Below are 21493 nucleotides of genomic sequence, written 5' to 3'. Positions count from 1 at the left end.
GCTTCGGCAAGCTCAGCATGACGTTCTTTTTACTTTATTCCCTTTTCAGCTCTCTTCCCTACTCCACCTCCGAGGTGGCCTGGGCGGCGCGGTGCTGCTTGGCGTAGTCGGAAGGCGTGGTGCCGTAGAGCTTCTGGAACACCTGGCGGAAGTACTTGGCGTTTTCGATGCCCACCTCGAAAGCCACTTCCGACACCCGCAGCTGCGACTGGGCTAGCAGTTGGGCCGCCCGCTTCAGGCGCACGTCGCGGATGAACTCGACCGCCGTTTGGCCGGTGAGGCTTTTTACGCGGCGGTAGAAGACCGAGCTGCTCATGGCCAGCTCGCGCACCAGCACCTGTACGCTGAAATCGGTATCGCTGAGGTGTTGCTCCACCACGGCCATGGCTTTTTCGAGGAACTCGCGGTCGGCGTCGGCCACCACTATTTCGGTGGGCTGCAGCAGGATGCGACGCTGGTAGAACTCGTGCAGCTTGCGGCAGTTGCGCAGCAGGGCGTCGGCCTTGGCGTGCAGCAGCGTGGGGTTAAAGGGCTTGCTTACGTAGTCGTCGGCGCCCAGCCCCAGGCCCTCCAGCTCGTGGGTTTCGGCCGTGCGGGCCGTGAGCAGCAGCAGCGGAATGTGGCTGGTTTTGGGGTGCTGCTTGAGGCGCTGGCACAGCTCCAGGCCATCGGAACGCGGCATCATCACGTCCGAGATAATGAGGTCGGGCAGCTGGGCCAGGGCCGCGTTCCAGCCCACGGCGCCGTCCTCGGCCGTCAGCACCTCGTAGTCGGCCGCGAACAGCTCGCGCAGGTACTCGCGCACCTCGTCGTGGTCTTCCACCACCAGCAGGCGCGGGCGGCCCCCGGCGCGGCTGGCGCTGTCGCTGGCTTCGGCTTCGGGCAGCTCAGCTTCTTCGGCTGGCAGCGCTGCTTGGGCCCCTAGGGCCGCGGCAGCGGGCGCAGCCTCGGCGGGCAACAGGTCTTCGGCGTGTAGGTGCTGCTGGCCGAAGGGCAGGCGCAGCTCGAAGGTGGTGCCCTGCCCGAGGGTACTCGTGACGGTGAGTTGGCCGCCGTGGCGTTGGGCAAACTGCCGGGCCAGCGACAGCCCAATGCCGGTGCCCATCATGCGGAGCGTGGTGGTGTGCGAGGCCTGGTAGTAGGGGTCGAAGATGCGGCCCAGCTCGCCGGGGCTGATGCCCACGCCGGTATCGGCCACCGTGATGCGCAAGTAGTTGCCCGTCAGCTCGTCGGGGGCGTACACGGCGTTGCCGCCGGGGCTGCCCACCACGGTGGCCGCCAGCTCCACGCGTCCGCCATCGGGGGTGTACTTGAAGGCGTTGGAGAGCAGGTTGGTGAGGATAATTTCCAGCTTGCCCTGGTCGAAGAACAGCCCCACCGGCTCGGCGGGCAGGTCGAGCACGTAGCGAATGTGCCGCGCCTCGGCCTTGAGCTGGAAGGCGGCGTACTGCTCGGCCAAAAAGGCGCCCGCGTCGCGGTAGCCGGCGCGCAGCGGCACGTTGCCGGTCTCCACCTTGCGGAAGTCGAGTAGCTGGTTCACCAGCTCCAGCAGCTTGCTGGCCTGGCGGTGCACCAGCTGCATCTTGCCCGGCAGGTTGGGTACCGGTCCGGGGCTGCTCATTATCTCCTCCACCGGCCCTAGGATGAGGGTGAGCGGGGTGCGCAGCTCGTGGCTGATGTTGGTGAAGAAGCCCAGCTTGAGGTTGGTCAGCTCCTTCTCCTTCTCGGTCTGGAATTGCTCCAGTACCAGCTTGTTTTTCAGCGCCTGCTGGCTGATTTCGAAGCGGCGGTAGAGGGCCACCAGCGCCAGCAGCCCGAGGGCGTAGAGGCCGTAGGCCCAGCCGGTTTTGTACCACGGCGCCAGCACCTCGAAGGTGAGCGGGGCCACCGGGGCGCTCCAGGCGCCCTCGCCGTTGCTGGCCCGCAGGCGCAGGCGGTAGCGGCCGGGCGGCAGGTTGGCAAAGCTGGCCGTGCGCTGCCCTAGGGCCGGGTACACCCAGTCGGCGTTGTAGCCTTCGAGCTGGTAGGCGTAGCGATTTTTCTGCGGGTTGGCGTAGTTCAGGCCCACAAACTCCACCGAGAAGTCGTTCTCGCCGGGCTTAAGGGTGACGGTCTGGGGCTGGGCCAGGGGCTGCTTGAGCACCACGCGGCCGCCAAAGGGCTGGCCCACGGCCACGGGCTGGTTGTTCAGGCGCAGGCCCGTGACTTGCACCACCGGGGCGTAGGGATTGGGCTGAATGGTGGCCGGCTGGAAGTAGCTTACCCCGTTTACGCCGCCGAAATACAGCGTGCCATCGGCCCCGCGGTCGGCGGCCCCAATCTTGAAGGCATTGCTTTGCAGGCCGTCGGCCACGTCGTAGCGCAGGTACTGGCGGGTGGCGGGCGTGTAGCGATAGAGGCCGGTGCCGCCCAGCCAGAGGTTGCCCGCGTCGTCGGCCAGGATGCTTTCCACGTCGGTTTCGGGCAGCCAGCGGCGGTCGCTGCGCAGCACCTCGCGGCCCCGGGCATCGCGCGCCAGTTGGTGCAGCCCCCCGCCAATGGTGCCAATCCAGAGCGTGCCCTGGCGGTCGAGCAGCAGCGGCCACACGTAGTTCACCCGCAGCCCATCCCTAGCCCCCGGCTGGTATTTATACTGCTGCAGCACCCGTAGCTGGCCGGGGCCCACGCGCAGCTTCAGCAGGCCGGCGTTGGTGGTGCTGGCCCACAGCACATCCTGGGCGGGGTCGTAGAGCAGGAACGAGAAGTTGCTGGTGGGCAAGCCGTTGGCGCCGGCCTGGTAGCTGCCCAGCAGCTGGCCGCTGGGGCTGAACTGGTAGAGGCCCGCGCTGAAGGTGGCCACCCACACGTTGCCGGCCCCGTCCACGGCCAGGCGCTCGATGCTGGCCTCGCGCAGGCTGCGGCCGCCAGGCAGCTGGTCGTAGGTGGTGAGCACGGCCTGCCCGCCGCGGCGCACCAAACTCACGAGGCCGCGGTGGCGGGTGCCAAACCAGAGCGTGCCGTTGCGCGTCTGGCAGATGGCCGACACGTCCACGCCGTTGGCTGGGCTGGTGTCGGGGCGGGCCAGGTAGTTCTGGTAGGTGTGGCGGGCTAGGTCGTAGGCCGACACCCCGTTGCGGGTGCCAATCCAGAGCGTATTAGTATCCTCTTCCTTATACAGCGCGTTGACGTAGTTGTTGGTGAGCGTGGCCTGGCTGCTGAGCTGGCGGCGCAGCTGCCCAAACGGCTTCTGCAGCAGGTCGACCCGGTTGAGGCCGCCGGCAGAGGCGCACAGCCACAGCACGTGGGTGCGGTCCTCAAACAGCTGGTGCACCCGCTCCGAGTTCAGCCCGTCGGGGTTGCCGGCCTGGGGCAGCAGCAGGGTGGGGGCGGCGCGCAGCGGCGGGGCAGTGCCCGTCACGGCCCCCGCCTCCCACACGTAGAGGCCGTAGAGCGTGCCCACCCACAGGCGGCCCTGCAAGTCGAGGCGCAGGGCCTGCAGCTGCGGGTAGGATTGGGGCTGGGGGTTGGCGGTTAGCTTGCGCACGGCGCGGCGGTTGGCAGCGCTCACCCAGAACACCCGCTGCTCGGCCCCCGCCCACAAGTCGCCGCGCCAGTCGAGGTGCAGGGCCCGCACGGCGTCGGTGAGGGCGGTGGCTTCGGCGCGCGGCTGCTGGCCGGGCCGCACCAAACACAGCCCCCGGTCGAGGGTGCCCACCCACACGTTGCCCTCGGCATCGGCGGCTAGGCTGCTGATGCTGCCGGCCGCAGTGGGCAGCGGCACTTGCCGCAGCTCGCGCAGCGCGCCCAGGCTGTCCAGCGTCAGCCGAAACAAGTGGCCCTGCTCGGTGCCCGCCCACAGGTGGCCCTGCGCATCGGTGTCCAGAGTGCCCACAGTGGCCTGCGCCAGCTGCCGCAGCAGCGCCTGCTGGGCGGCCGGCAGGCTGGGGGCGCGCAGCACCACCAGCTGGTCGCGGGCGGGGCTGTAGTAGCTGAGGCCCGCCCGCTGGGCCCCCACCCACAGGCGGCCGCCGGGCGCCACGTGCAGCACCTTGATGCGGTTGCTGGCAATGCCCTCGGGGGTGATAGGGCGCGTGTACTGGCGTAGCTCGTAGCCGTCGTAGCGGTCGAGGCCGCGGTTAGTGCCTACCCAGATGAAGCCCGCCTGGTCCTGGGCCACGCACATGGCATCGGAGTGCGAGAGGCCCTGGTCGACGGTGAGGTGCTCGAAGCGAAAATCGGCCGGGGCAATGCGCTGCGCCCGGCTGCCTAGGGGGAGCAGCGCCAGCAGGCCCGAGAGCAGGCCGTAAAGCAGATGGCGCATGGGTGGGATGGAGTAAGTGCGCGGCGCCGGGCGCCGCTAGGGTAGGGACACTAAGGTAGCAGCATTTGGCAACAAGCCGGCGGCCGGGCCTTAGCCAGCGGGAGCGCCCTAGGGCTGCTGCCGTACCCACCCCCGCTTTCTGCCGAAAAAGCCCCCCTAGGCGGCTAAACCAGCCCGGTAGTTTTGCCTGGCTACCAACTTCTTCCCTAGGCCCCACCCCCGCATGAAACCTCTGCTGCTTCTCGGCGCGCTGGCGCTGGCCGGCTCCCTGGCCCAGGCCCAAACGCCCAGGCGCACCGCCTTCGAGCCCGGCCAGCCCTGGCCCGACAACCACGGCGTGCACCTGAACGCCCACGGCGCGGGCGCCCTCTACGACCATGGCCGCTACTACCTGTTTGGCGAGCACAAAATAGCCGGCCCCAAAGGCAATAGTGCCCAGGTGGGCGTGCACTGCTACTCGTCGAAGGACCTCTATAACTGGCAGGACGAGGGCATTGCGCTGGCCGTGGCGCCGGCCGGCTCGGGCTCCGAAATCGAGAAAGGCTGCGTGCTAGAGCGGCCCAAGGTGGTGTACAATAAGAAGACCGGGCAGTACGTGATGTGGTTTCACCTGGAGCTGAAAGGCCAGGGCTACGCCGCCGCCCGCACGGCCGTGGCCGTGGCCAGCCGGCCCACCGGGCCCTACCGCTACGTGCGCTCGTACCGGCCCGGCGCCGGGCAGTGGCCCCTAGGGTTTTGGGAGGAGTGGAAGCAGCCCCGGCCCGGCGAGGCCGACCTGAAATGGTGGACGCCCGCGTGGCGCCAAGCCGTGGCCGAGGGCCTGTTCGTGCGCCGCGACTTCACCCCCGGCCAGATGGCGCGCGACATGACCATTTTCGTGGACGACGACGGCCGGGCCTACCACATCAGCGCCTCGGAGGAAAACCTGACGCTGCACGTGGCCGAGCTAACCGACGACTACCAGGGCTTTACGGGCAAGTGGAACACCATTGCGCCAGCCGGCCACAACGAGGCCCCGGCCCTGTGCAAGAAAGACGGCAAGTACTACCTCATCACTAGCGGCTGCACCGGCTGGGCGCCCAACGCGGCCCGCTCGTTCGTGGCCAGCTCCATCTGGGGGCCGTGGCGGCAGCTCGCCAACCCCGCCGTGGGCCCCGAGGCCGACTCCACCTTCCGCTCGCAAAGCACCTACCTGCTGCCGGTGGCCGGCCGCAAGGACGCCTTCATCTTTATGGCCGACCGCTGGACGCCCAAGAACCCCATAGCCGGCGGCTACATCTGGCTGCCCCTCGGCTTCGAAGGCGACCAGCCACGCCTGCGCTGGGCCGACCGTTGGACCCTAGGGGCCTTCGACCAGCCCAAGGCCAATTCCTCAGTAAGCCAATAAGTTATATTGGCGGCGCAACTAGTGGCGAGTTTGTCAAGTCGTGAATTTGCCCCCCTTTTTTGCCGCAAAAAGCCCCGGCTCGCCCCCAAACGAATGCGGTACTTTGAGCCAGTAAGCAGCCCGGCCAATAAGCTGCCCGCCCCCGCACACAAACGTTTGTCTTAGCTACCTGGCAAAAGCAATTTTTCCCACCCCCGGCGGGCGCCTGCCCGCTCTTATACCCTTACCTTATGCAGGTAAAACCTTTACTCTTGTGCGGAGCGCTGCTGCCACTGGCCGTGGCTGCTGCGCCGGCCGGCCGCCCCGCCCTTCCCCACCTGGCAGCCCTAGGCCTGCACCGCCCGGCGGCCCCCATCACCGTCACGGGCAAGGTGCTCGATGAAAAGCAAACCGGCCTGCCCGGCGCCACGGTGGTGCTGAAGGGCACCACGCTCGGCGCCAGCACCGACGCCGACGGCAACTTCATGCTCACCGTGCCCGACGGCACGGCCGCGCCCACGCTCGTTATCTCGTCGGTGGGCTACGTGAAGCAGGAAGTGGTGCTGAACGGCCGCACCAGCGTGACGGTGAACCTGGTCCAGAACACGCAGGACCTCAACGAGGTAGTGGTGGTGGGCTACGGCACCCAGAAGCGCTCCGACGTGACCGGCTCGGTGGTGTCGGTGCCGCAAGACCGCCTGGCCAAGATACCCGTTTCGAACGTGGCGCAGGCACTGGCCGGCGCGGTAGCGGGCGTCAACATCACCACCGCGTCGTCGGTGCCGGGCGCCCAGCCCAGCATCAACATCCGGGGCGTGCGCTCGATTACGGCCAGCACCAGCCCCTACATCATCGTGGATGGGCTGCCCTTTCCGGGCAACCTCAACGACGTGAATCCCAACGACATCGCCTCGATTGAGATTCTGAAGGACGCCAGCTCGACGGCCATCTACGGCACGCGCGGCTCCAACGGGGTTATCCTCATCACCACCAAGCGGGGCAAAACGGGCAAGCCCGAGATTCGCTACAACGGCTACGCCGGCCCCGAGTACCTGGTGTATAAGCTGCACCCGCTCAGCCCCGAGGCCTACGCCCAGAAGTACCAGGACTTTGCGGTGCAGCGCGGCTTCACGCCCACCCAGCCGCTGCCCAACACGGCCGAGGTGGTGAACCTGCAAGCCGGCAAAACGGTGGACTGGATGCAGGAAATCCGCCGGCAGGGCGTCATTCAGGACCATAACCTGTCCATTTCGGGCGGCACCGACAACGTGAAGTACTTCGTGTCGGGCGAGTTTTTCAAGCAGCTCGGCACGCTCAAGGGCTTCCAGTTTCAGCGCGTGAGCTTGCGCTCGAATATCGACGCCACGCTCACGCCCTGGCTGCGCATCGGCACCTCGTCGTTTTTCTCGACCAACAACGACGACGGCGGCCGGGCTGACCTGACCCTAGCCCAGGTAGCCAGCCCCTACGGCAACGAGTACAACGCCGACGGCAGCTACACGGTGTATCCGCAGCTGCCCGAGCTGCTAATTAAGAATCCCCTGGCCTCGCTGACCAACACCCGCCAGAGCCGCGTCAACCAGCTCATCGGCACGGGCTACGCCGAGGTTGATTTTCCCTTCCTCAAGGGCCTGAAGTACCGCCTCAACGCCACTTACGGCTACCGGCCCTACCGCTACGCCTACTACGAGGGCCGCTCGTTTGGCAACCTCTACGGCGCGGCGCAGCTGCTCAACGACGAGCGCCACAACTACACGCTGGAGAACGTGCTGAGCTACGCCCACAACTTCGGCAAGCACCACCTCGACCTAACGGGCCTCTACAGCGCCCAGCAGAATACGTACTTCACGACCACCGAAAACGGCAGCGGCTTCATCAACGACAACATCGGCTTCAACGGCATCGGGGGCGGCTCGCTCACGCCCACCATTAGCTCGTACAGCGAGCGCCGGGGGCTGGTGTCGCAGATGGCGCGCATCAACTACAACTACGACAGCCGCTACCTGCTGACCTTGACGGCCCGCCGCGACGGCTCGTCGGTGTTCGGGGCCAACACCAGCAAGTACGCCATCTTCCCCTCGCTGGCCGTGGGCTGGAACGTGGCCAATGAAGCTTTCTTAAAGGATAACAGCGTGGTGACGGCCCTGAAGCTGCGCTTCAGCTACGGCACCACCGGCAACGAGGGCATCAACCCCTACCAGACTATTACGGGCCTGGCCCAGTTGCAGTACGCCTACAACGGCGTGACGACCGTGGGCCTGCGGGCCAACACCCTCGGCAATGCCGACCTGAAGTGGGAGCAAACCACCAGCGCCAACTACGCCGTGGACTTCGGCTTCCTGCAAAACCGCATCACGGGTACGGTAGAATACTACGACGCTAAAACCACCGACCTGCTGCTGAACCGCCAAATTCCGATTATTTCGGGCTACGGCTCCATCCTGGACAACGTGGGCTCGGTGCGCAACCAGGGCGTGGAGGGCGTGCTGACCACGGTAAACGTGCAAAGCTCGAACTTCACCTGGGAAACGTCGCTCAACGCCTCGGCCGTGCGCAACCGCGTGCTGCAGATTTACGGCACCGGCGGCGACGACATCGGCAACAACCTCTTCATTGGCCGGCCGCTGTTTGGCATCTACGACTACGTGAAGACCGGCGTGTGGCAGCAGGGCGAGGACGTGAGCAAGCAGGACGCCAGCGCCAAGCCCGGCGACTTGAAGTTTGCCGACCTCAACGGCGACGGCAAGATTGACAGCAACGACCGCACCTACCTGGGCTCAAATATTCCGAGCTGGCAGGGTGGCATCACCAACACCTTCACTTACAAGGGCTTCAGCCTGCGCGTATTCTTCCAAACGGTGCAGGGCGTGCTGCGCAACAACGGCAACCTGAACTTTGTGGACCTGGGCGGCCGCGTGAATCTGCCGCAGGAAATTGGCTACTGGACGGCCCAAAACATGAGCCAGGACCGGCCCGGCCTCAACTTCACCAACCCCCGCGGCTACGGCTACGCCAGCAACGGCAGCTTCACCCGCCTCAAGGACGTGACCCTGACCTACAACTTCCCAGCCGCGCTGGTGGAGAAGTGGCGCCTAGGCACCCTGACCGTGTACGTGAGCGGCCGCAACCTCTACACCTGGACGCCCTGGGTGGGCTGGGACCCCGAGCAAACCTACACCGTGGGCAACGGCACCGGCAACGGCGGCACCAACTTCCCGCAGGTGCGCACCGTGGTGGCGGGCCTCAACGTGAGCCTACGCTAATGGCCCTAGGGGTCGCCTTACCCCAATTCTTCCCACCTGCTTTTACTATCTTGATTATGAAACGCCTCGCGTTAGCTTTTGTGGGCCTGCTGGGTACGGCCCAACTGCTCAGCTCCTGCAAAAAAGACTTCCTTGACGAAACTCCCCCCTCGCTCTACACCCCCCAAACCGTCCTCGTCGATTCCCTAGGGTTCGAGGCCGCCATGGCCGGCTTGCAGTCGGTGGTGCGCGAGCAGTACACCTACGACGGCGCCCAGGGCCTGCTGGGCGCCATGCAGGAGGGCACCGACGTGTGCATTCCGGGCCAGGTGCAGGGCATTGAGGTGCCCTACTACAACTACACCCTGATGAACTCGCAGGATGGCGCCGCTGCCTACTGGTGGAGCTGGGCCTACCGTACCATCAACAACTGCAACCAGATTATCAGCGGGGCGGCCGCCGCGCCCACCACGCTGCGCCAGGGCTACAAGAACCGCATCTCGGCCGAGGCGCGCTTCTACCGGGCCTACGCCTACGACTTTCTGGTTACGCTCTGGGGCGACGTGCCGCTGGTGGATGCGCCCGTGACCTCGCCGCGCACCGACTTTACGCGCACCGCCGTGGCTACGGTCAACGACTTCATTGTGGCGGACTTAACCACGGCCATCCCAAATCTGTTTACGGCCAGCAAGGTGGCTTCGGGGCGCATTGCGCAGGGCGCGGCCCAGCAACTGCTGGGGCAGGTGTACTTGCGCATGGGCAAAAACGACCTGGCCCAAACGGCCCTGCAAAGCGTGATTAACGGCGGCCAGTACAAGCTCATTACGGCCCGCTACGGGGTAAATACCACCCAGCCCGGCGACTATTTCTCCGACATGTTTGTGGTGGGCAACCAGCGCCGCGGCCAGGGCAACACCGAGCTGATTTGGGGCATCGAGCAGCAGTTGAACGTGCCCGGCGCCCAAACCAGCGCCCAGCAGCGCCGCATGTGGGTGCCGGGCTACTACAACATTAAGGGTATGGTGATTGCCGATAGCCTAGGGGGCCGCGGCATCGGGCGCATGCGCCTCAGCAACTGGGTAGATTACCAGCTGTACCCGGCCGACCCCGGCGCCGATATGCGCAACTCAAAGTACAACTTGCACCGCCGCTTCTACTACAACGATGCCTCGCAAACGGCCCTGTACGGCAAGCGCGTCACGGGCCTCAAGGGCACCGATACCATCTACTACATCACGCCTTACACCACCAAGTGGAATCAGTATAACCCGGCCGACCCCTTCGGCTACGGCACCATCAAGGACCTGCCCATGATGCGCCTGGGCGAAACCTACCTGCTGCTGGCCGAGGCCCAGTTTAAGCAGGGCAACACCAGCGGCGCCGCCACGAGCATCAACGTGCTGCGCACCCGCGCTAAGGCCGCCCAGGTAACGGCCGGCCAAATGACGCTCAACTTCATTCTAGATGAGCGCGTGCGCGAACTGATTGGCGAGGAGCAGCGCCGCCTGACGCTGGTGCGCACCGGCACGCTCATCGACCGCGCTACCCGCCTCAACGGCGCTTCCATTACGGGCCTCACCAGCAAGAACCTGCTGCTGCCCATTCCGCAGTCGAGCATCGACCTGAATACCAACGGCAATTTGGCCCAAAACCCCGGCTACTAGCGCCCCCTTGCCGCAGCCGCTTAGGGCCGGAGCGTGTCGGTGGGACGACAGGCTTCGGCCCTTTGGCGTTACGTGCAACCCTAGGGCTTGCGCTGCTACTTTTTCATCCATCCGCCCCTCTATGCGACACGCGCTGATAGTACCCGGCCTGCTGGCGGCCACCCTGGCCCTAGGGCCCGCCCGCGCCCAAACGCCCGCCGCGCCCTACTTCGATACCTACGTGGCGCCGGCTGCTACCAAGCTACCGCTCTTCGCGGTGCAGCAGCCCGACCGGCAGCTGAGCCCCTTTACAGGCATGACGCGTCGGCACTGGCAGGATGCCGCCCGCTACCTGCTGAGCGGCGCCTTCAGCTACGTGCACGGCCTCGACGACCCCATGCAGTTTCCGAAGCAGCCGGGCAAAACCTACCCGCGCACGGCCAGCCAGGTGCCCACCGAGAAGCTGGAGGGCCTGTGCCGCACGCTGTTTATGGCCGCGCCGCTGCTGAAGGAAGAGCCGGACCTGACGCTGAACGGCGTGAAAGTGGCCGACTACTACCGCCACCAGCTGGCCCTGCTGGTAGACCCGCAGAGTGTCAGCTACATCCAGCCCCGCGCCAAGGACGGCGGCCCCAGCCAGAACCTGGTGGAGTTTGGCGGGCTGAGCGTGGCGCTGTTCGCGGCGCCCGAAATATTGTGGGACCCGCTGCCCCAGGCCACCAAGGACCAGCTGGCCGCCACCATGCTCAGCTACGGCGACGGCCCCACCGTGCCCCAAAACTGGCGCTACTTCAACATCTTCATCCTCAGCTTCTACCAGAGCCGGGGCTACCAGGCCAACACCAAGCTGCTAGAAGAATACCTGCAAAAGCAGCTGACCCACTACCGCGGCCAGGGCTGGTACGACGACGCGCCCACCTTCGACTACTACAGCATGTGGGCGTTTCAGCTGTACGGCAAGCTCTGGAGCCACTACTACGGCCAGCAGCACTACCCGCAGGTAGCCAGCCAGCTGGCCGCCAACTTCGCCCCGCTCCAGGACACGTACCCCTACCAGTTTGGGCGCGACGGCACCATGCTGATGTGGGGCCGCAGCATCAGCTACCGCTTCGGGGCGGTGGTGCCGTTTCCGCTGATGGGGCTGGCGCCCACGGTGCCCGGCACCAACTTCGGCTGGATGCGCCGCATTGCGTCGGGGGCGCTGCTGCAATTTTTGCAAAACCCTGACTTCTTGCAGGATAACGTGCCGACCCTAGGGTTCTACGGCGCCTTCGAGCCGGCCGTGCAGGCCTACAGCTGCCGCGGCAGCGTGTACTGGCTGGGCAAGGCCTTCCTGGGTTTGCTGGTGCCGGCCAGCTCGCCCTTCTGGACGGCCACCGAGAACGAGGGGCCCTGGGTTAGCGAGTTCAAGCCCGGCACGGTGTTCAACAAGTTCGAGGCCGGCCCTAACATTCTGGTGACGGACTACCCCAACGTGGGCGCGGCCGAGCTGCGCGACGCCCCCCACCAGCCCGCCAGCGACCCCTACCGCGGCAACGAGAGCTACGACCGGCTGAGCTACAACACTGCCTTTCCGTGGCAGGCCGACGGCCCTAGGGGCGAGGTGGCCATGAACTACGTGTTTAAGCAGGCCGACAAGTGGGAGCCCTTGCGCTTCTACACGTTTAAGAAGTACGCCGACGGCGTGTACTACCGCACGGCCGAGCTGGAAACCAATAAGAACATCCGCCTGCGCCTGGCCGACATGCCGCTGCCCAATGGCATATTGCGCGTGGACCAGAACGCCAGCACCGAAGCCACCGCCCTGCGCCTGGGCCACTATGCCCTGCCCAACCTCACGGGCACCATCAAGCGCACGACGCGCAAGGTGAAGGGCCACCAGGCCAGCATCATCGACAACGGCACCTACCAGCTGGCCCTGGTGCCGCTGGCGGGCTGGGACCGGGTAGAGGCCGTGGATGCCACCGGCCTGCACCCGGCCGCCAAAACCAGCACCGTGCTCGACGCGGTGGGCAGTACCGCGCCCGCTACCAGGCTCTACGCCACGCTGCTGCTCTGGAAAAAATCGGGCGCGCCCTTCACCGATGCCGAGCTGCTGCCCGTGCGCCAGGTGGCGCCCGGCGCCAGCGGCGCCACCGCCACCCTGGCCGACGGCCGCCGCCAGCTAATCACGTTTAGCGAGTAAGCCTTGCCCCCGCTGGGCCCTAGGGGGCTGGGGCTGCTTAAGCAGTTTTAGCCCCCTAGGGCCCAGCGGGTGGCCATCGCCTAAATCGATTTGCCCGGCGCAGTGGGCCCTTACGCAGGCCGGCTTGAGCGACGGCTTTTTCGACAGCAGTTGCGAGGTCAGCGCACCGTAGGGGCGGGGCTGGTCCCCGCCCCTACGGTGCGCCCCCTGCGTTTAGCTTGGGCAATTACCCGCTGGCCCGTGCCCATTGGCGGACTGGTTGTAGCTTAGCATCATTGCACAATCGTTTGTGTAACTTAGTATCCATTCGCAACGCCGTTTACTTCACCCACCCATGTCTGTTTTTCGTTTTTTAGCTGCCCTCGCCCTCGCCGCCCCGCTGGCCGCCGGGGCCCAACCGCAGGAAGGCGCAAGCCAGACCGTGCAGCTCACCGTGCAGCCCGGCGCCCCCAAGCTCCTTATCAGCAAGCATATTCAGGGGCAGTTTGCCGAGCACCTGGGGCGCTGCATCTACGGTGGCTTTTGGGTCGAGCCCAGCTTGAACGTGCCCAAGCAGGGGCGCATTCGGATGGACATCGTGGAGGCGCTGCGCAAGATTCACGTGCCCAATTTGCGCTGGCCCGGCGGCTGCTTTGCCGACACCTACCACTGGCACGACGGCGTGGGGCCCGCCGCCCAGCGCCCCAAGATGCTGAATTTGTGGTGGGGCAACACCTTGGAGGACAACAGCTTCGGCACGCACGAGTTTATGGAACTGTGCGGCCTGCTGGGCACCGAGCCCTACCTGGCGGCCAACGTGGGCAGCGGCACCGTGCAGGAGATGAGCAACTGGATGGAGTACCTCAACTCGAACGAGGACACGCCCATGGTGCAGGAGCGCAAAAAGAATGGCCACCCCGAGCCCTACCACGTGAGCTGGTGGGGCATTGGCAACGAGAGCTGGGGCTGCGGCGGCAACATGACGCCCGAGTACTACTCCGACGTGTACAAGCGCTACGCCACCTTCGCCCACGACTACCCCGGCACGCCCCTCAAGCGCATTGTGAGCGGGGCCAACGGCGACGACGCCAACTGGACCGAGGTGTGCATGAAAAACATCGGCCCCGGCCGCATGTGGGGCCTCACGCTGCACTACTATACCCTGCCCACCGGCAGCTGGAGCGGCAGCAAGGGCAAGGCCACCGGCTTTGGCGAAGACATGTACTTCAGCACCCTGCGCAACGCCCTGAAGATGGACGCGATAGTAACCCGGCACGCGGCCATTATGGACAAGTACGACAAAGCCAAGAAGGTGGCGCTGCTGGTGGACGAGTGGGGCGTGTGGACCGACGTGGAGCCCGGCACCAACCCCGGCTTCTTGTACCAGCAAAACACGCTGCGCGACGCCCTGGTGGCCGGCACCACCCTCAACATCTTCAACAACCACTGCGACCGGGTGCGCGGCGCCAACCTGGCCCAGGCCGTGAACGTGCTGCAAGCCCTGGTGCTGACCGACAAGGAGAAGATGCTGCTCACGCCCACCTACCACGTGTTCGACCTCTACCAGGTGCACCAGGATGCCGAGTACCTGCCCCTGCAATTCCAGAGCCCCGACTACGCGTTTGGCGGCGAGAAAATTCCGGCTCTGAACGCCTCGGCTTCGAAGGACAAGAACGGCGCGGTGCACATTTCGCTGGTCAACCTAGACCCCAAAAACGCCCTGACCCTGGAAACGGCGCTGCCCGGCGTAAGCTGGAAAACCGTGACTGGCCGCCTCCTCACCTCGGCCAGCGTGAGCGACTACAACACGTTCGACAAGCCCAACAACATCAAGCTGGCCGACTTTAAAGGGGCGAAGAAAAAGGGCGATAAGCTGGCCCTGACGCTGCCGCCCAAGTCGGTAGTGGTGGTAGAGCTGAAGTAGGCTCGTCGCTCGCGGCAGGGGCCTAGGGTAGTTTTAGGGCCCGTGTGCCGGAGGGGTGGGGGCTGGCCCCCACCCGTCGTTGAACGCCCGTCGTGGAGCTGGCGCGGCCGCCGGGCGGGAACCAGCCCCGCCCTTACTGTAGACGGGCTACAAATCCGCCGTAGGGTAGCGGCGCCGGCGAGTATGGCCCCGCATTTCCCTGAAAATGCCCCCGGCTTCGCCGCCGGTGCGGAAGTAGTATTGCCCCAGCGTTGGCCGGGCCCTAGGGCCGCGGTGGCCTCGCTTGGTGCTGCCCTTCCCACCTCGTTGCTCATGCCCGATTTCCGTTTACCGCTTGCGGCGCTGCTGCTCGCCACCGGCGGGGCTGCCGCCCAGGCCCCCGACCCCGCCGAGTGGCAAACCCCCCAGCTCACGCAGCAGGGCCAGGAGGTGCCCCGCGCTAGCTTCCATCTCTACGCGCAGCCGGCCGACGTGGCCGCCGACGACTACGCCCGCTCGCCCTGGCACCAGCCCCTGAACGGCACCTGGAAATTCAACTACGTGGCCCGGCCCGCCGACCGGCCGCTGAACTTCTTCCAGCCCGGCTTCGATGATGCTGCTTGGCAAACTATTCAGGTTCCGAGCAACTGGGAAGTGCAGGGCTTCGGTATTCCGATTTATACGAACATCACCTACCCTTTTCCGCGCAACCAACCGTTTATCGACCCTGGCAGCAACCCGGTGGGCACCTACCGGCGCAGCTTTACGGTGCCGGCCGGCTGGGTGGGGCGCGAGGTGCTGCTGCATTTCGGCAGCATTTCGGGCTGCGCCTTCGTGTATGTGAACGGGCAGCGCGTGGGGCTGAGCAAGGCGGCCAAGTCGCCAGCCGAGTTTGACGTGACGAAGTACCTGCGGCCCGGCGCCGACAACCAGCTGGCCGTGCAGGTGCTGCGCTGGCACGACGGCTCGTACCTCGAAGACCAGGACTTCTGGCGCCTCTCGGGGCTGGACCGCGACGTGTACCTGACGGCGCTGCCCAGGCACACGATTTGGGATTTCTTCGCCCACGCCGACCTCGACCCGAGCTACCGCAACGGGCAGTTTAGCGCCGACGTGACGCTGCGCAGCTTCGGCAGCGCGCCCGCCGCCCGCCTCACGGCCGAAGTCATTGACCCTAGGGGCCGGGTGGTGCTGCGCCAGCAGCAGGCCGTGGCCGCGCCCACCGGCGCCGGCACGCAGGAGGTGAAGCTCGGCGGGAGCATTCCGAAAGTAAGCCCCTGGAGCGCCGAGGTGCCCACCCTCTACCAGCTGCGCCTGACCCTGGCCGACGCTCAGGGCCACGTGCTGGCTGCCACGGGCACCAAAATCGGCTTTCGCAAAATCGAAATCAAGCACGCGCAGCTGCTGGTGAATGGCCAGCCGGTGGAGGTGCACGGCGTGAACCGCCACGAGCTGGAGCCCACCACCGGCCGCGTGGTGACGGACGCGGGCATGCGCCGCGACCTGGAGCTGATGAAGCAGCACAACATCAACGCCATTCGCAGCTGCCACTACCCCGACGACGAGCGCTGGCTGGCTTTGTGCGACGAGCTGGGCTTTTACCTAGTGGACGAGGCCAACATCGAAACCCACGGCTACGGCGCCGAGCTGCAAGGCTGGTTCGACAAGAGCAAGCACCCCGCCTACCTGCCCGAGTGGAAGGCCGCCCACCGCGACCGCATCAGCCGGCTGGTGGAGCGCGACAAAAACCACCCCAGCGTCATCATCTGGAGCATGGGCAACGAGTGCGGCAACGGGCCGGTGTTTCACGAGGCCTACGCGTGGCTGAAGCAGCGCGACCCCTCGCGCCCGGTGCAGTTTGAGCAGGCCGGCGAAGACGTGGACACCGACATCGTGTGCCCGATGTACCCCGGCATGGAGTCGATGCGCCGCTACGCCGAAGCCACCGACAAAACCCGGCCCTACATCATGTGCGAGTACTCGCACGCCATGGGCAACAGCAACGGCAACTTTCAGGAATACTGGGACTTGATACGGGCGCACCCGCGGATGCAGGGCGGCTTTATCTGGGACTGGGTGGACCAGGGCCTGGCTACGCGCACGCCCGACGGGCGGCCCTTCTTCGCCTACGGCGGCGACCTAGGGGGTTACCACCTCCAAAACGACGAGAACTTCTGCGCCAACGGCTTGGTATCGGCCGACCGCACCCCGCACCCCGGCCTGCTCGAAGTCAAGAAGGTGTACCAGGATATTCGCTTCGGGGCCGCCCAGCCCGCCAGCGGGCGCGTCACGGTCGTCAACGGCTTTTCCTTCAAAAACCTTGCTGGCTACGCTTTCCGCTGGGAGTTGCTGCGCAACGGCGCGGTAGCCAAAACCGGCACCTTCCCGGTGGGCCCACTCGGCCCGCGCCAGCAAAAGGAAGTCAAGCTGCCACTGCCCACTTTCAAGCCGGAAGCCGGCGCTGAGTACGTGCTCAACGTATTTGCCACCACCAAGGCGGCCGCGCCGCTGGTACCGGCCGGCCACGAGGTGGCCCGCGAGCAGTTTATGCTCACGCCAGCCCCGGCTTACTTCGCGGCGGCGCCGGCCCCGGCGGGCACCCTGGAAGTGACGCGCGACGGCGACCGGCTAACCTGGGTGGCGGGCGAGGTGCGCGGCGAGTTCAATACCCGGCAGGGCCGCTTCACGGATTGGCGCCGCGGTGCGCAGCGCCTGCCGGGCTCGTTTCCCGAGCCGTACTTCTGGCGCGCGCCCACCGACAACGACTTTGGCAACGGCATGCCCCAAGCCCTAGGGGTGTGGCGCACGGCCTACGCCAACCGCCCGGTGCAGCGCGTGACGGTGGGCGAGCAGTCGGCCGCCGGCCTGCCCCTCACCGTGGAGTACCTGCTGGCCGACCTGGGCGTGCCCTACACCGTGGCCTACCTGGTGCAGTCCGATGGCGCGGTGCGCGTCACGGCCAGCCTCGATATGCAAGGCAAAACCCTGCCCGAGCTACCGCGCTTCGGGATGCGGCTGGAGGTGCCCCGGCGCTTCGACCAGCTGCGCTACTACGGCCGCGGGCCCCAGGAAAACTACGCCGACCGCAACTCGGCCGCGCTGCTCGGCACCTACCAGGACTCGGTGCGGCGCGCGTTTCCGGACACCTACATCCGGCCCCAGGAGTACGGCTACCACACCGACGTGCGCTGGCTAACCCTGACCGACGCCGCCGGGCAGGGCCTGCGTGTGGAAGGCGCTGGCCAGCCCATCTGCTTCAGCGCCCTACCCTTCCGCACCGAAGACCTAGACCCCGGCCTGAGCAAAAAGCAGCAGCACCCCACCGACCTGAAAATGCACAGCCAAACCTGGCTGCACCTCGACCTAGCCCAGCGCGGCGTGGGCGGCGACAACAGCTGGGGCGCCCTGCCCCACGACCCCTACCGCCTGCTAGCCAAGCAGTACAGCTACAGCTACACTCTGCGGCTGGTCGATGAAAAGCAGCCGCAGCCGTAAAGAATCAGCAGGGGCAGCGAAACCCAAAAAACGTTGGTCATGCTGAGCCTAACGGCCAACTTCTAACGTTCGCTGCCTCAGGAAAAAAGCCTTCTTGCCATGCGTGCTCCCCTCATTATTTCGCTGCTGCTTGCCACCGCCTGTTTGCTGGCCGGGCCCCTAGGCTGGGCGCAGCGCCCAGCCGTGGCGCCGCTCATGCCGGCAACCCCGGTTGTAGTCTTGCCCACGCCCAAGCTGGGAGTTGAGATTCAACCTAAAAAGCCGGCCGCACCAGCCTCTACAGCAGCTTCGCCGCAGGCGCAGCCTGGGATTCTGTGGCCGTTGTGCATCATAAACGGGCGCTACCTCACCAGTATGAGCGTACTAAACGCCATAAACCCGCAGCAAATAACCAAACTTGACATTTATAAGCAGGGAAGCGGGCCAATGCAGTGGCGTAGCCTGACGGCGGCGGGCCTCGTCAGCCTTGCCCTCAAGACCAAGCCTAGGATAAAACTGCAGGCCAGGTCGCTGGCGGCCATCAAACGCGGGCTAAAGCTGCGCGGCCCGGTCAGGTTTGAGCTGAACGGCGCGCCCATTCAGGATGAGTCGCTGCAACTGGTGGCCGACGCCATTGCGGGCTTTGACATAACGCGGGCCGCGCCGCAAACCGCGGCCGCTACCGTCGTCAATATTCGCCTGGTGCCTTATACAAGCCAGCCTACCGTGCACCCGCCCGGCACCATTATGATTCGCGGCCTGGCGCAGCACTAATTCTCACGCGTCATGCTTCTACCCTACTTTTCCCGCTGTTTGCTACTCGTGCTGCTGGCCGGTGCCCTAGGGGCCCGCGCCCAAACTATGGCGCGGGTGGGGCTGGGCTGGGCCAAGAACAACGTGAACGGCGCGGTATTTCGCAAGAACTCGGTGGTGAGCCTAGGGCGCGACCAGTACGTGGCCTACTACGACTCGCTCGGGTACGTGACGCTGGCCAAGCGCCGCCTGCCGGCCGGGCCCTGGCAGGTGCGCCGCACGCCCTACCAAGGCCACGTGCAAGACGCCCACAACGTTATCAGCCTGATGGTGGATGGCGCGGGCTACCTGCACCTGAGCTTCGACCACCACAACGACCCGCTGCGCTACTGCCGCAGCACCGCGCCCGGCGCCCTCACCCTAGGCCCCCTCGAGGCCATGACCGGGCAGCAGGAGCAGAAAGTCAGCTACCCCGAGTTTTACCGCTTCCCCACGGGCGACTTGCTGTTTCTGTACCGCGACGGCGGCTCGGGCAACGGCAACCTGGTGCTGAACCGCTACGCCGTTAAAACCCGAAAATGGACGCGCCTGCACACCGTGCTCCTCGACGGCGAGGGCCAGCGCAATGCCTACTGGCAGGCTTGCCTCGACGCCCAGGGCACGCTGCACCTGGCCTGGGTGTGGCGCGAAAGCCCCAACGTGGCCTCCAACCACGACATGGCCTATGCCCGCTCGCGCGATGGGGGCCGCACCTGGCAAAAAAGCACCGGCGAGGCGTACCAGCTACCCATTACGGCGGCCACGGCCGAGTACGCGGCCCGCATTCCGCCGGGCAGCGAGCTAATCAACCAAACCAGCATCACGGCCGATGCCCAGGGCCGGCCCTACATTGCCAGCTACTGGCGGCCCCAGGGCACCCAGGTGCCGCAGTATCAGCTACTTTACCTGGCTGGCAACAGCTGGCAAACCAGCCAGGTAAGCCAGCGCACCACGCCCTTCAGCCTGAGCGGCGCCGGCACCAAGAAGATTCCGATTTCGCGCCCGCAGCTGCTGGTGGCTAATCAGCGCGGCCAAACTGCCGCCTACCTGCTCTTTCGCGACGCCGAGCGGCAGGACCGGGCCTCGGTGCTGAGCTGCGCCAACCTGGCCCAAAGCCAGTGGGTAGCGGCCGACCTCACCACTACGCCGGTTGGCAACTGGGAGCCGAGCTACGACACCGAGCGCTGGAAAAAGGAGCAGGTGCTGAGCCTCTTTGTGCAGCGCACGGGCCAGGGCGACGGCGAAACCCTCGAAAACCTGCCCCCGCAGCCAGTGGGCGTGCTAGACTGGCGGCCGGGCCAGCCCGTGCGGCCGGTGGCCCTAGGGCTGGCGGCGAGGCCAACTGGCCCGGCCCCGGCCAGCCCCGCCGCTACCCGCCCTGGCGGCGCGCCGGACCCTAGGCCCACGGCCACCCCCGAAGGCTACCACTTGGTGTGGGCCGACGAGTTCAACCAGCCCGGCCGGCCCGATTCAACTAACTGGCGGTTTGAAACTGGCTTCGTGCGCAACCACGAGGCGCAGTGGTACCAGCCCGAAAACGCGCATTGCGAAAACGGGCTGCTTGTACTGGAGGCCCGGCCGGCCAGCCGCCCCAACCCCACCTACCGGCCCGGCAGCCCCGACTGGCGCACCAGCCGCCCCACCATCACCGCCACCTCGGCCAGCCTCAACACCCGTGGCCGGCACCAGTGGCAGTACGGCCGCTTCGAGCTGCGGGCGCGCATCCCCACCGCCCCCGGCCTGTGGCCCGCTTTCTGGACCCTAGGGGTTAGTAAGCCCTGGCCCTCGAATGGTGAAATTGACATTATGGAGTACTATCGGGGCAAGATTTTAGCTAACGTGGCCAGCGGCACCGCCCAGCTCTATACCGCCAAGTGGCACTCTGAAACTAAGCCCCTGCGCAGCTTCGCCGACCCAACCTGGGCCAGTAAGTTCCACGTCTGGCGGATGGACTGGGACGCGCAGGCCGTGCGCCTGTACGTAGATGAGGAGTTGCTCAATGAAACGCCGCTCAGCCAGGCGGTGAACCAGGATGGCAGCGGCTTCAACCCCCTGCATCAGCCGCACTACCTGCTGCTCAACCTGGCCCTGGGGGGCGACAACGGCGGCGCGCTGGCCCCCACCAGCCTGCCCGCCCGCTACGAAATCGACTACGTGCGCGTGTACCAGCGCTAGCCGGCGGCCTTATCGGGCTGCGACTTGGCCACTACGTCGTCTTCGGCATCGGTCACCTTGCGCTCCTGCTCCATTTCCTTAGATAAGAAGAAGTTGAGCGCCGTGCGGATAACGGCAATGGCGCCGAGCTTACCAATTTCCTGCCAGCTGGGGGCGATGGCCGTCGAGAGAATGTCGGCACCGAGCTGAAACTCCAGCGCCAGGGCCAGGTAGCGCGCCAAGGAGAGGCGGATGGCCGTGAAGTTGGCCGTGCGCCGCGCCGCCAGCGCCTGCACCAGCAGCACGCCCGCCACCACAATGCCCAGCCCGATAACGAGGGCGCCCAGCAGCTCGCCGCCCAGCTTAAGCCACTGCACGGCCGCTACCACCGTGGCCTCGGTGCGCGAAAAAAGGGTGTTAATGGGTTCGGGCATGCCGCTGGCCTAGGGGGTAAG

At 66.1% G+C, this 21493-nt stretch carries 10 protein-coding genes; 8 read left to right on the top strand and 2 right to left on the bottom strand.

Going from position 1 to position 21493, the window contains the following annotated elements; genetic code table 11:
* Positions 1 to 58 precede the first annotated feature (58 nt).
* Positions 59 to 4300 (bottom strand): two-component regulator propeller domain-containing protein, encoded by a 4242-nt coding sequence (locus HHL22_RS12170; protein ID WP_169531610.1) that lies wholly within the window; start codon positions 4298 to 4300, stop codon positions 59 to 61.
* A gap of 223 nt (positions 4301 to 4523) precedes the next feature.
* Between HHL22_RS12170 and HHL22_RS12165 the strand changes: the two genes are divergently transcribed.
* The 8 genes from HHL22_RS12165 to HHL22_RS24385 all read left to right on the top strand — a co-directional run bounded on the left by HHL22_RS12165 (position 4524) and on the right by HHL22_RS24385 (position 21059).
* Entirely contained in the window at positions 4524 to 5687 is a 1164-nt protein-coding gene (locus HHL22_RS12165; protein ID WP_169531609.1) for a glycoside hydrolase family 43 protein, read from the top strand.
* Positions 5688 to 5917: 230 nt separating this feature from the next.
* On the top strand, positions 5918 to 8929 hold the full coding sequence (locus HHL22_RS12160; RefSeq protein WP_169531607.1) for a SusC/RagA family TonB-linked outer membrane protein: 3012 nt from the start codon (positions 5918 to 5920) through the stop codon (positions 8927 to 8929).
* Positions 8930 to 8985: 56 nt separating this feature from the next.
* Complete coding sequence (locus HHL22_RS12155; protein ID WP_169531605.1) at positions 8986 to 10572, top strand: RagB/SusD family nutrient uptake outer membrane protein; 1587 nt, start codon at positions 8986 to 8988, stop codon at positions 10570 to 10572.
* A gap of 121 nt (positions 10573 to 10693) precedes the next feature.
* Positions 10694 to 12736, top strand: coding sequence for a DUF2264 domain-containing protein (locus HHL22_RS12150; protein ID WP_169531603.1), 2043 nt, complete (start codon positions 10694 to 10696; stop codon positions 12734 to 12736).
* 334 nt (positions 12737 to 13070) lie between these two features.
* On the top strand, positions 13071 to 14639 hold the full coding sequence (locus HHL22_RS12145; protein ID WP_169531602.1) for an alpha-N-arabinofuranosidase: 1569 nt from the start codon (positions 13071 to 13073) through the stop codon (positions 14637 to 14639).
* Positions 14640 to 14951: 312 nt separating this feature from the next.
* Positions 14952 to 18113, top strand: coding sequence for a glycoside hydrolase family 2 TIM barrel-domain containing protein (locus tag HHL22_RS12140; RefSeq protein WP_169531601.1), 3162 nt, complete (start codon positions 14952 to 14954; stop codon positions 18111 to 18113).
* 99 nt (positions 18114 to 18212) lie between these two features.
* Entirely contained in the window at positions 18213 to 18866 is a 654-nt protein-coding gene (locus HHL22_RS12135; RefSeq protein WP_169531600.1) for a hypothetical protein, read from the top strand.
* A 48-nt stretch (positions 18867 to 18914) separates the two neighbouring features.
* On the top strand, positions 18915 to 21059 hold the full coding sequence (locus HHL22_RS24385) for a BNR-4 repeat-containing protein (RefSeq protein ID WP_317172678.1): 2145 nt from the start codon (positions 18915 to 18917) through the stop codon (positions 21057 to 21059).
* Here the strand turns inward: HHL22_RS24385 and HHL22_RS12120 are convergent.
* The gene (locus HHL22_RS12120; protein WP_169531599.1) at positions 21056 to 21472 is read right to left on the bottom strand and encodes a DUF1622 domain-containing protein; all 417 of its coding nucleotides are present in this window, start codon (positions 21470 to 21472) and stop codon (positions 21056 to 21058) included. The two genes, HHL22_RS24385 and HHL22_RS12120, sit on opposite strands and share 4 nt — an antisense overlap.
* Between the last annotated feature and the right edge of the window lie 21 nt (positions 21473 to 21493).

It is taken from the genome of Hymenobacter polaris, from assembly GCF_012927305.1.
In the GTDB taxonomy this organism is placed as follows: domain Bacteria; phylum Bacteroidota; class Bacteroidia; order Cytophagales; family Hymenobacteraceae; genus Hymenobacter; species Hymenobacter polaris.
Note: the sequence above shows the minus strand (reverse complement) of the source record. Positions and strands in the feature narration are given on the sequence as shown.